This is a genomic window from Pseudomonas sp. QTF5 (assembly GCF_000512695.2).
In the GTDB taxonomy this organism is placed as follows: domain Bacteria; phylum Pseudomonadota; class Gammaproteobacteria; order Pseudomonadales; family Pseudomonadaceae; genus Aquipseudomonas.
Genome location: NZ_AZRW02000012.1, coordinates 46,559 through 58,129 on the forward strand (window position 1 = coordinate 46,559; position 11,571 = coordinate 58,129).

The 11,571-nt window shown below is 60.0% G+C and carries 11 protein-coding genes; 7 read left to right on the plus strand and 4 right to left on the minus strand.

The window, feature by feature from the left end; all coding sequences use genetic code 11:
• Positions 1 to 162 precede the first annotated feature (162 nt).
• Positions 163 to 885 carry a pirin family protein gene (locus IC37_RS12215; RefSeq protein ID WP_030132081.1) on the minus strand — a complete coding sequence of 241 codons (723 nt, stop codon included), beginning with the start codon at positions 883 to 885 and terminating at the stop codon, positions 163 to 165.
• A gap of 290 nt (positions 886 to 1,175) precedes the next feature.
• Here IC37_RS12215 and IC37_RS12220 point away from each other — a divergent pair, with 290 nt between their 5' ends.
• Both IC37_RS12220 and IC37_RS12225 read left to right on the plus strand, forming a co-directional pair.
• Complete coding sequence (locus IC37_RS12220; protein WP_030132082.1) at positions 1,176 to 2,126, plus strand: GlxA family transcriptional regulator; 951 nt, start codon at positions 1,176 to 1,178, stop codon at positions 2,124 to 2,126.
• Between the two features lie 185 nt (positions 2,127 to 2,311).
• Positions 2,312 to 3,790, plus strand: coding sequence for a winged helix-turn-helix domain-containing protein (locus tag IC37_RS12225; protein WP_030132083.1), 1,479 nt, complete (start codon positions 2,312 to 2,314; stop codon positions 3,788 to 3,790).
• Here the strand turns inward: IC37_RS12225 and IC37_RS12230 are convergent.
• Together IC37_RS12230 and IC37_RS30495 are read right to left on the minus strand one after the other, a co-directional pair.
• The gene (locus tag IC37_RS12230; RefSeq protein ID WP_030132084.1) at positions 3,755 to 6,559 is read right to left on the minus strand and encodes a winged helix-turn-helix domain-containing protein; all 2,805 of its coding nucleotides are present in this window, start codon (positions 6,557 to 6,559) and stop codon (positions 3,755 to 3,757) included. The genes IC37_RS12225 and IC37_RS12230 overlap by 36 nt on opposite strands.
• A 4-nt stretch (positions 6,560 to 6,563) precedes the next feature.
• Positions 6,564 to 6,692 carry a hypothetical protein gene (locus IC37_RS30495; protein ID WP_256580720.1) on the minus strand — a complete coding sequence of 43 codons (129 nt, stop codon included), beginning with the start codon at positions 6,690 to 6,692 and terminating at the stop codon, positions 6,564 to 6,566.
• Positions 6,693 to 6,933: 241 nt separating this feature from the next.
• Between IC37_RS30495 and IC37_RS12235 the strand changes: the two genes are divergently transcribed.
• Positions 6,934 to 7,758, plus strand: coding sequence for an alpha/beta fold hydrolase (locus IC37_RS12235; protein ID WP_030132085.1), 825 nt, complete (start codon positions 6,934 to 6,936; stop codon positions 7,756 to 7,758).
• Positions 7,759 to 7,791: 33 nt separating this feature from the next.
• Here the strand turns inward: IC37_RS12235 and IC37_RS12240 are convergent, their stop codons facing one another.
• A complete protein-coding gene (locus IC37_RS12240; protein ID WP_030132086.1) occupies positions 7,792 to 8,256 on the minus strand; it encodes a helix-turn-helix domain-containing protein in 465 nt (154 codons plus the stop codon).
• 223 nt (positions 8,257 to 8,479) lie between these two features.
• Between IC37_RS12240 and IC37_RS12245 the strand changes: the two genes are divergently transcribed.
• The 4 genes from IC37_RS12245 to IC37_RS12265 all read left to right on the plus strand — a co-directional run bounded on the left by IC37_RS12245 (position 8,480) and on the right by IC37_RS12265 (position 11,562).
• On the plus strand, positions 8,480 to 9,403 hold the full coding sequence (locus IC37_RS12245; RefSeq protein WP_030132087.1) for a LysR family transcriptional regulator: 924 nt from the start codon (positions 8,480 to 8,482) through the stop codon (positions 9,401 to 9,403).
• 503 nt (positions 9,404 to 9,906) lie between these two features.
• Complete coding sequence (locus IC37_RS12250) at positions 9,907 to 10,287, plus strand: DUF6124 family protein (protein WP_030132088.1); 381 nt, start codon at positions 9,907 to 9,909, stop codon at positions 10,285 to 10,287.
• A gap of 260 nt (positions 10,288 to 10,547) precedes the next feature.
• A complete protein-coding gene (locus IC37_RS12260; RefSeq protein WP_030132089.1) occupies positions 10,548 to 10,964 on the plus strand; it encodes a DoxX family protein in 417 nt (138 codons plus the stop codon).
• Positions 10,957 to 11,562, plus strand: coding sequence for an antibiotic biosynthesis monooxygenase (locus IC37_RS12265; RefSeq protein WP_030132090.1), 606 nt, complete (start codon positions 10,957 to 10,959; stop codon positions 11,560 to 11,562). The genes IC37_RS12260 and IC37_RS12265 overlap by 8 nt, the downstream gene beginning before the upstream one ends.
• Positions 11,563 to 11,571 lie beyond the last annotated feature (9 nt).

Consider the following 11,571-nt stretch of genomic DNA (forward strand, 5'->3'; position numbering starts at 1 on the left):
TGAATCACGAGATTGTCGTAAATCCCAAAGGCACCTCAATCCCCCTGTGGGAGCGGGCTTGCTCGCGAAGGCGTCGGGTCAGCCAATATTAATGTTGAATGACACACCGCCTTCGCGAGCAAGCCCGCTCCCACAGGGGGGGGGCTTTCGGCTCATCAGACTTCACGGCATTTGCGGCAACTCTTGCGGCCGCAAATCAAACACCAGCACTTCGGCATCCACGCCGTTGCTCAAGGTCAGCACTTGCTCCTCACGCACCCGCACACCATCACCTTCCTGCAACTGCACGCCATTCAACTCGACACTGCCTCGCGCCACATGCACATAGGCATAGCGATCGGCGGCCAGTTCCAGCATGGCGCTTTCCTTGCCGTCGATCAGGCCGGCATACACCCGCGCATCCTGCCGAACTTTCAGCGAACCGTTGGCCCCGTCAGGGGAGATGATCAGTTGCAAGCGCCCGCGTTTTTTCTGCGTGCTGAAATGCTCTTGCTGGTAACGCGGTTTGGCGCCGCTGACGTCTGGCACGATCCAGATTTGCAGGAAGTGCACCGGGCGTGTCGCCGAGTGATTGTATTCACTGTGCGCGACGCCGCTGCCGGCGCTCATTAACTGCACGTCACCGGGACGGATCACCGAACCGGTGCCCAAGGTGTCCTTGTGTTCCAGGGCGCCTTCCAGCACATAGGAAAAAATCTCCATGTCGCGGTGAGGGTGCTGGCCAAAACCTTTGCCGGCCGCCACGCGATCGTCGTTGATCACCAGCAGGTCGGAAAAACCCTGCTCCCGCGGATTGCGGTAATTGGCGAAGGAAAAAGTATGGAAGGACTTCAACCAACCGTGATTGGCTGCGCCGCGATCCGAAGCTTTACGAAGGGTCAGCATGATGAAATCTCCTGTCAGGACGTGAATTCGTCCGAGTGAGGAGAAGGTTAATGTTTACCGTTGAATGCAATAAGTAGATGAAAATTGAAATACTGTCTCTTTCAAGTTGACAGTTGTGTGATCAGGTTCATGTATTCTTATTGTTACATTTGGCCATAATGCCGGGCGCGATACCTGTGGGAGCGGGCTTGCTCGCGAAGGGGCCTTCAGGGTCGCCAAAAGCTTCGCGAGCAAGCCCGCTCCCACAGGTTAAGCAATCCTCTACTAGTGACCTCAGTGATTTTGAACCCATGAAAACCGTGGCAATGGTGCTGTTCCCCGACTTTCTTCTGCTCGACATGGCCGGTCCCATGGAGGTGTTTTCCATCGCCAATCGTTATCTGGCACCCGGCGACCGTTACGAGTTGTCGACCATTGGCACCGAGCCGGGTGTGCTACGAGCCTCAAATGGCGTCAATGTTCAGGCCGATTTGCATATCGATCAGGCGAACGAACGTTATGACTTGTTGCTGGTGCCGGGCGGGCCGGGAGCCTACAACGAAAAACATCCACCGCTGCTGGGCTGGCTTCAGGGCGCTGTCAGCCGGGCGAACCGTTATGGCTCGATCTGCACCGGCGCGTTCGTGCTCGGGCATGCCGGGCTGCTGGACGGTTATCGCGTGACCACGCATTGGCATTACACCGAACGCCTGATCAAAGGCTTTCCCAAGGCAAGTGTCGAGACCGATCAGATTTACGTGCAGGACCGCAATCTCATCACCTCTGGCGGTGTCACCGCTGGCATCGACCTGGCGCTCGCGGTGGTTGCCGAAGACCATGGCAAGAAGGTCGCCCAGGACGTCGCCAAGGTGTTGCTGGTGGTGATGAAGCGTCAGGGCGGGCAGGCGCAGTTCAGTCCGTTGATGGCAGCAGTGGCACCTCAAGAAACGCCGATCACCCGGGTGCAGAACCATGTGCTCGAGCACCTCGATGAAGCGTTCAGCATTGAACGCATGGCCAGTCTGGTGAACATGAGTGCGCGGCACTTCGCCCGGGTTTTCGCCCGGGAAGTGAACATGACGCCGATGGAGTTTCTGCAAAGCGCGCGTATCGACCACGCCAGGAATCTGCTGGAAACCAGTGACCTGCCACTTAAGACCGTGGCCTATAAAAGTGGTTTTGGCAGCGTGCGGCATATGCGTTTTCTGTTCAGTGAAAAGCTCGGCCTGACCCCCACTCAATACCGCGAACAGTTCAGTTAGGTGGCATTGTCCGTCACGCGCACCGTGATGGCCGTGATGCTCCTCCCGTGGTCATTGTTCCGTTACTCATGCCTGCCAAGATACCCGTGAACTCTTTACCATGGAGGTGCGGGAACCTGGATGGACCGGTGCGATGGATGTTGCAGTACCTTGAGCCGGGCCAGGTTTTCAGCGCGTGAACGTGCATGAACAGCCTCAGAGATATAAACAGCGATGCGGTGCTGCGGTTCGGGCCCTACGCGTTTCACCTGCGTCAGCGACTGATCCTTCAGGGTGATCGCCCGCTGCGCATGGGCGGGCGAGCCCTGGATATTTTGCAGGTGCTGGTCGAACGCGCCGGTTCAGTGGTGAGCAAGGAAGCCCTGATTACCCACGTCTGGCCGACCTCAGTGGTCGAAGAAATCAACCTGCGCGTGCACATCGCCGCCCTGCGCCGGGCACTTGGCGATGACCAGAACGGGCAGCCTTACATCGTCAATATTCCCCAGCGCGGCTATAGCTTCATCGCCCCGGTACATCAGGACGGGACAGGCACGCCGGTGCCGGTCGACACTGTGCACAAGCCTCAGCACAACCTGCCGACGCGGCTCACTCCGGTGACCGGTCGCGACTCGATTGTCGGCAGTGTGGTCCGGCAGTTGCCGGTTCGACGTCTCATGACCTTGGTGGGTCCCGCCGGTATCGGCAAAACCACCGTGGCGTTGCGCGTGGCCGAGTTGCTGTTGCAGCACTATCAGGACGGTGTCTGGAGGGTTGATCTGGCGGCCATCGATGACCCGGCGCAACTCGTCGAGTATCTGTCGCGCACGCTGGAACTGGACGTCGGCGTGGCGGCGCTGGTGCAACGACATACCTTGGTGGTGCTCGACAATTGCGATCACCTGCTCGAATGCTGTCGGGCAGTGGTGGACAATCTGCTGGCCTCGGCACCACGGCTGTCGATCCTGGCCACCAGCCGCGAACCCCTGCAAGCGGCGGGGGAAACGCTGCTGCATATACCGGCCCTGGCGGTGCCACCGACCTGCGCGATATACAACGTGGCCGAGGCCATGGGTTATTCGGCGGTGCAGCTGTTGGTCAGCCGCGCCCGAGCCCGTCAGCAAGGGTTTACCCTGCGCCAACAGGATCTCAATGTGGTGCGCGAAATCTGTCGGCGGCTCGATGGCCTGCCCCTGGCCATTGAACTGGCGGCGGCGCAGATCGATGCGTTGGCGCTGGTGGGGTTGCAAGCGCAACTCGGCAATTGTTTTCAGCTGCTGACCCAGGGTCGGCGCACTGCGGTGCCACGGCATCAGAGTCTGAAAGCCGCACTGGACTGGAGTTATGAACAGCTGAGCTCGTTGGAGCAAACCGTGCTGCAGCGGCTGGCGGTGTTCAAAATGGCGTTCACGCTGGACGCGGCGATTGGCGTGATCAATTGCGCGGTGCTGCGGCCCAGCTGCCTGGGCGAAATCGTAGAACGGCTGGCGAGCAAATCACTGCTGTCGCTGGAGCAGGGCAGCGGCGTGATCCGTTACCGTTTCCTCAACACCACCCGTATCTACGCCTTGGAGAAACTCGAACGCAGCGGTCGCTTGCGTGCCTTTGAACTGCGTTATGCCCGCTATATCAGCCGGGCATGCTGGACATCAGCCGGGCAGGTGTCGCTGCAGCTCGTCGAGTAGCCGACGGCCTTTCATCAGGTCTGGTGTAGCAAAGCCTTCGGTGAAACGCTGGTAAATCGGCGCCAGCAACTCATGGGCCTGCCGGAACAGACCTTGACGCTGCCACAGTTGGGCCAATGAGGTGGCGCTGCGCAGTTCCCAGGCCAGCGCTCCATGGGTCTTTGCCACGGCTAAGGCTTTGAGCAGCACTGCCTCAGCCGCGCTGACCCCGGTCGGGCAATCCTCTGCCAGCAACACGTCGGCCCGGGCTCGCAGAATTTCCGCGGTGCTCCAGCCGGCCGCGCCTTTCTCGGCCCGTTCCAGCAACGCGTCATCGATGAAGCGGCTGTCCAGCGTGACCATGATTTCCTTGATCAACCCGGTTTTCGGTCGCGGCGACGAAGGCGCATCGGCAGCATCGATCACCTGCGCGTAATGTTTGGCCCAGGTGTGGAACAGCGACACCGAGTGTTTTTGCGCTTGCTCAAGCAGCAGACCCAGGAGTTCGCGGGCAACCGGGGTGTCGCCGTTGTAGTGAGCGATCAGGCAACCGGCCAGCGCCAGGGTGTAGCAGATGGACGTGCCATGATTGATCTGAATCGCGATGTCGAGCGCCTGTCGCGCGGTGCGCCAGGCTTTTTCCGGGTGCCCTTGTAACCAGAGAATGCGCGCCAGAATTGTCAGGGCCGCGACGCTCTGATCGTAATGCACGCCAAAGCAGTAGCTGAAGCGGTTGAGGTGACCATTCTGGGCCAGGCATTGAATGACCTGTTCCACATTCTCCCGCGCCAGAGCCTGATCCCCGGCAAAGTGCAGGGCCAGAACCCGCAAGCGTTGGGTGCTGAGGGCCAACACTGCGTCACCGTGCAGCCCCAACTGCTCGAATTGTCGGCTCTGCTCCAGGGCCTGTTGGTAGTGGCCGCAACTCAGATCAACCGCCAAATGTCCGGAAATCGCTTTGAGCTGACCGGCCACATCGTTGCAGTGTTCGGCCAGGTGTTTGGCGCTGACGAACGCTTCGACGGCTTCAGCGCTACTGCCCAGGGTGTGGTAGCAGGCACTGCCGAGGGCAAGCTTGAGGGTCATGGTCAAACGCGGGCAGGGCTGGTGCGTCGCTTCGAGTAGTGCCAGGGCTTTGCGCACGTACACGCCGTGTTCCTTGAGCAACGACAGCTCCTGCCAGAGCGGCGTCGAGGCCGCAGCGAGGCGGATCGCCAAGGCCTGCGGTCCTTGAGCATTCAAGCCCCAATCGAGCGCAGCGCGAATGTCTTCCAGGCTGCGGGCGTAACGCTCGGTCCAGCGATCGCTCGAGATATGCTCCCAGTCGTCCTGGGCTTGCTGCATCAAGGCCAGGCAGCGTTCGGCGTGGCGTTCGCGGGTGTCCGGCAGCTCTTGGGCCTCGGCGAGTTTTTCCAGTGCATAGCCACGTGTGGTATCGAGTAGACGGTAGAACACCTCTTCGTCGCCGACTTCCACGTTCAGCAATGACTTGGCAACCAATTGGGTGATCGAGGCGAACACCACGCCGGGTTCGAGGTGCTCACCGACGATCACGGCGGCCGCCGACTCCAGGGTAAAACCGCCACGGAACACCCCCAATCGGCGCAGGCAGGTTTGCTCACAGGCATTGAGCAGTTCGAAGCTCCAGTCCAGTGTCGCGCGCAGGGTCTGATGGCGGCCCAAGGCCGTTTGGCAGCCTTGGGTGAGCAGGCGAAAGCTGCCTTGCAGTTGCGACAGCAACCCATTCAACCCCAGGCTGCCCACTTGCGCTGCCGCCAGTTCGATGGCCAGCGGTATGCCGTCCAGACGCCGGCAGATTTCAATGGCCAGCGGCAATTCATCGTCAGTCAGTTCGAAACTGTCGTGGCTGGCCATCGCCCGCTCGACAAACAATTGCAGTGCCGAAAACGCCAGGGCTTGAGCGCGGTCGAGCACGGCGATGGGCGGCGGGCAGTCCAGCGATTCCAGGCGCTGTACGCATTCGCCTTCGGCCCGCAGGCTCTCGCGGCTGGTGGCCAGAATGTGCACGTGGGGTGCTGCGCGCAGGATGCTTTCGCTGAGCAACGCAATGGCGTCGATCAGGTGTTCGCAGTTGTCGATGACCAGCAGCATCTGCCGTTCGCGCAGGAGCGTGGCGAGACCGCTCGTGGGTCCGGCTTCGTGCAAGGACAAATTCAGCAGCGTTGCCAAGTGTGTGGCGATCATCAACGGGTCGTTGATCGGTGCCAGGTCCAGCAGGCGAATACCGTCGCGATAATGACCGATCAGTTGCTCGGCAACACGCAGCGCCACGGTCGTCTTGCCGATCCCGCCGGGGCCCACGAGGGTGATGAAGCGCTGCCGCGCCAGTTGCGTCACCAGACTGTCGACCAGAGCCTGGCGACCGATCATGCGGGTCCGGCGAATCGGCAAGTTATGGCTACCCGGCGCATTGGCGTCGTTTTTCGGGTGTTGTTGGATGGGCTCAAGGGAAAACGGCGCGACAAAACTGTACCCGCGCTGGGCGACGGTGACGATGTAACGCTGACCCGCCTGACCGTCACCGAGGGCTTTACGCAGTGCCGCCATGTGCACCCGCAGGTTGATGTCTTCCACCACACTTTTGGGCCAGACCCGGGCGATCAGTTGTTGCTTGCTCACCACATGCCCGGCGTGTTCCAGCAGGATCAACAGAATGTCCATGGCCCGCCGACTCAGGCGCAGGGGTTGGCCGGCCTCCATGACCAGGCGTTGTCCGGGGTAGATCCGGTAGGGGCCGAAATGAATGGCCTGTTCGGGGGGAAGGGTCAACGGGTCACTCCTGCTTGCATCCGTCTATCACGCGGTATTCGGGCATATTCCTCAGGTTTTTTCGGCAGCGCAACGCGGCGTCGAGCGCCTCGACGGTGTGTGCATAGGCTGCTGCATTTTCGTCCTTGCTCATTGGCCCTGTATTTATTGGGTGCGAGGTTTGTGAGAGGGGCGCCAGTTCCGTTGCCACACCCTTAAAAATTAACAACGTTTAACTCGTCCTGCGTCTGGTCTACGCTCAAAAATCCAAACCTTCAAGTTCATCCACCCGAAGACCGCCGCACATTTGGGCGAGCTGGTCGCACGCCTGGCCGAACGCATGGCCCACACCGCTTTTTAACCACCGCAAAATCCTTGCATGAGGAGTCATCCTGATGAGCACCTTTACCACCCGAGACGGCACCGAGATTTACTATAAGGACTGGGGCACCGGTCAGCCGATCGTCTTCAGCCACGGTTGGCCGTTGAACGCCGACAGTTGGGAATCGCAAATGATCTTCCTGGCCTCCCAAGGCTACCGGGTCATCGCCCATGACCGCCGTGGTCACGGTCGTTCGAGCCAGCCATGGTTCGGCAATGACATGGACACCTACGCCGATGACCTGGCGCAGCTGATCGAGCATCTGGATCTGCAAAACGCCGTGCTGTTCGGCTTCTCCACCGGTGGTGGCGAAGTGGCGCGCTACATCGGTCGCCACGGCACTGGTCGCGTGGCCAAAGCCGGGCTGATTTCCTCGGTGCCACCGTTGATGCTCAAAACCGAGGCCAACCCTGGCGGCCTGCCGCTGGAGGTGTTCGATGGTATTCGTCAGGCGTCCCTGGTCGACCGTTCGCAGTTGTACAAGGATTTGGCCAGCGGTCCGTTCTTTGGCTTCAATCGCCCGGGTGCCAAGCCGTCCCAAGGCATGATCGACTGGTTCTGGCTGCAAGGCATGATGTCTGGCCACAAGAATGCCTATGACTGCATCAAGGCGTTCTCCGAAACCGACTTTACCGAAGACCTGAAGAAGTTCGACGTGCCGACCCTGGTGGTGCATGGCGACGACGACCAGGTCGTGCCGATCGAAGCCGCCGGCATCGCCGCGGCGAAACTGGTCAAGGGCTCTACATTGAAGGTCTACCCCGGAGCACCCCACGGCCTGACCGATACCCACAAGGACCAACTCAACGAAGATCTGCTGGCATTCATCAAGGGCTGATCAAGATCAAAAGATCGCAGGCTGCGCCAGTGCCTACACGGGTATGTGAACCCCTGTAGGCGCTGGCGAAGACTGCGATCTTCTGATTGTGAGAGAGGGAAGATAACGCACAGTTCGACAGCGCCAGGCAAACGGTGAAACGCCTTCGCTGCGGGTGAAAATATGGGAAAAATACGCCTGATCGCAGAAGCCGCATTCCAGGCTGATTTGCGTCAGGGTCAAGTCGGTGTTCTGGATCAACTGCTTGGCCCGGGCGATGCGTTGCTGACGAATCCAGTCTTGCGGCGAGAGGCCGGTGCTGCACTTGAACGCACGGGAAAAATGGCTGCGTGAAAGGGCGCACGCCCGTGCCAGTTCAGTCACTTCCAGGGTTTCGCCGAGGTGGTCGAGGATCAACTGCCTGGCCAGATTTTCACGCCAGGGGCTGAGCCCGCCAGTAGTTTTTTTTCGCGTTTCAGTGGAGGACGCGCTGATCGCGTTTTGCTGAAAATGAGCCATGGCCAATGTCCGTGTCGAAGGGCGCGCGCGGGTGCACTGCACGGTGAGTCAGCACGCTCCCTCTAAAAAAAGGTCTGCGCAGAGGGCTTCATTCTTGGTCGCGGGGGCTTTGGCTTGCGAGTTAAACGTTGTTAATTCATCGATCGGCGCGGGCAGTCTCGAGTACAGTCAGCCACACTCGTCAACCCTCTTGCCAGGCCGAAAACACAATGGGATTGTGCTTATGAACCGTAACGATCTGCGCCGCGTCGACATGAACCTGCTGGTGATTTTCGAAGCCCTGATGTTCGAAAAGAACCTGACCCGGGTCGCCGAAAAACTCTTCATGGGCCAACCAGCGGTGAGTGCCGCGCTGGGGCGGTTGCGTGATTTGTTCGACGACCCGTTGTTGCTGCGCAACGGTCGCGGGATGGAGCCGACGGCACGGGCGTTGGCGATTCTCAAGGAACTGCAACCGGCGATGGACACCATCTCGGGGGCGGTCAGCCGCGCCAAGGAATTCGACCCGACGACCAGCTGCGATGTGTTTCGCATCGGGTTGTCGGACGATGCCGAGTTCGGTCTCTTTCCTCCGTTGTTACGACAACTGCAAGAAGAAGCACCGGGGATCGTGGTGGTCGTGCGCCGCGCCAATTACCTGTTGATGCCGGCATTGCTGGCCTCCGGGGAAATTTCGGTGGGCGTCAGCTACACCACCGATCTGCCGGCCAACGCCAAACGCAAAAAGCTGCGCGACATTCCGTGCAAAGTACTGCGCGGCGACAACCGGCCAGAACCGCTGACCCTGGACGATTACTGTGCGCGGCCCCATGCGATGGTGTCGTTTTCCGGTGACCTGAGCGGCAACATCGATGTGGATTTGGCCAAGGTCGGGCGCACGCGACGCGTTGTACTTGGGGTGCCGCAATTCAGTGGGTTACGCGCGTTGCTCGCCGGCACTGAGATGATCGCCACTGTCCCCGATTACGCAGCCTGCGCGTTGGTTGAGGGATGTGCTTTGCGTGCCGAAGATCCACCGTTCCCCATCGATGCGGCGCAGTTGTCGATGGCGTGGAGTGGGGTGCACGACAACGATCCTGCGGAGCGCTGGTTGAGGTCGCGGATCAGCCAGTTCATGTCGGTGGCGCTGGATATTCCGGTGGTTTAAGGCTGTAAATACAGGTCTTCAACACTCCTCGAACCCTGTGGGAGCGGGCTTGCTCGCGAAGGCGGTGTGTCATTCAACGGTGATGTCGACTGACCCGCCGCCTTCGCGAGCAAGCCCGCTCCCACAGGGGAATGTGTGTTGATTCGAGGGCTGTGTTTAATGGTGTTTAGCGTTACTTCCTGAAAGCTACAGATCCTTGCGCCGTTGCCTACGACTGCGCCAGAATCCGCCGGCTTGTGCGCTTTGGGCCTGGTCTTTATCGTTTCCGCATCGCTGCCAATCAGCGATCGGGTTTAGCGACTTGAACAGGTATAAGCGCAACAACGCTCCGTCATATTGCAGGCATTCCATGTCTGCAGTTTCGATATGGTGGCTGTGCGCGGGAGACCCTCGGGTCTGCCGGGTCTTATACCTCTCGGTTCGCTAACCTGCGTACAGCCGCCACCCTTACTTGTTTAGCGACAGGTACTGGTGGTTCCATCAGGTATAACCGGAGATTCACCATGTTCAAAGCCACACCTAACCCGCCAGAAACCGACGACGTTTCCCCCTACGATCCCCTCGATCCCAAAAAACTCAACGAAGCCGCCGAGCGTGCTCTCGATCACTACCTCAAACCGTCCGACCCCGACGGCGCCAATCAGCCCCCACGCAAACCGAGCACGATTTACACCGTCGCCCCAAACATCGACATCGAAGAGCTACTGGCCAATGCCTGCGAATCCTTTGCCTCGGCCAAGGTGATCGCCAGTGACTGTGCCGGGTTTCTGGAGGGGCCGCAGCGCAATACGATACTGGGCGTCGCGCAGCTCATCATGCTGGGTGAACTGGCGGTGAGTCGGGCGCTGGATAGTCTGGAATTGAAGGCAGCCCCGGCCCTATAACCTGATCCCTGTGGCGAGGGAGCTTGCTCCCGCTCGGCTGCGCAGCAGTCGTAATCCCTGTGCATGCGGTTTGCCAGACAAACCGTGATTGCGGATTTTGGGGCCGCTTCGCAGCCCAACGGGAGCAAGCTCCCTCGCCACAATGGGGTGTGTTGTATTTGTGTGCGGCGTTCCCGCAGTACAAAGAGAGCACGTACATTCAATTTTTCCCTACCCCGTCGCTGCACTATTCAGGGCAATGATTGATCAAGGGTAGGGCCATGAACGCTTCGCGATGGAATGAACAGGCTCAAGATTTCGGGCTGCTGTTTCTGCGGGTCAGCGGCGGGCTGTTTCTGTTGTGGGTGCATGGCTTGCCGAAATTGCTCGATTTCAGCGCCGAACTGCAACGCATCGAAGACCCTTTCCACCTCGGCGCCCACCTCACCCTGAGCCTGGCGATTTTCGCCGAAGTGCTGTGCCCGTTGCTGATTGTCGCCGGTGTGCTGGCGCGGCTGGCGTGCTTGCCTATTCTGTTTGTGCTGCTGGTGGCGCTGCTGGTCGTGCACCCGCAATGGAGTGTGGCCGAAGGGCAGTTCGGCTGGCTGCTGTTGATCCTCTTCACCAGTGTGTTTATCGCCGGGCCGGGACGGCTGGCGCTCAATGTCCGTTTGCCCGGAGTGCTCCGTTATGCCTGAAGCCCGAACTCAAAAAGCGCCGGGGTCCGATGAGATCGTGACGCTGATCGTCAAGCACCGGGTCAAGGCCGGTTTCGAAGCAGCGTATGAAGCTTGGTTGCGCAATATCGTCAGCGTCGCAGGGCGCACGGAAGGACATCTGGGCGTGGACGTGATCCGCGGCAAGAACGGTGGCCTGGATATGTTCACCTGCGTGCTGCGTTTTTGCTCCACCGAGGCGATGCAGCGCTGGCTCGATTCGTCGCAACGCCAGGCACTGGTCGACGAAGCCGCGCCGATGCTGGCCGACGGCGACCAGACCGAGGTCAACCCGGTCAATGAATTCTGGTTCTCACCGCTGGCTGAGACCGGTTCGCCACCGCCGCGCTGGAAGCAGGCCGTGGTGACGTTGCTGGTGATTCTGCCCCACACCTTGCTGGTGCCGCTGCTCTGGGGGCCGTTGCTGCAGCTCAATGCCTTTCTTTCCAATTACGTGGTCGCCACGTTTCTGATCACGCTGACCATCGTGCTGTCGGTGGTGTACGTCTTTATGCCGCTGGCCACGCGCCTGTTCACGCCGTGGCTGGAAGCCGGCCAGTCCCATTCCACACAGCCTTAAGGAAACGCG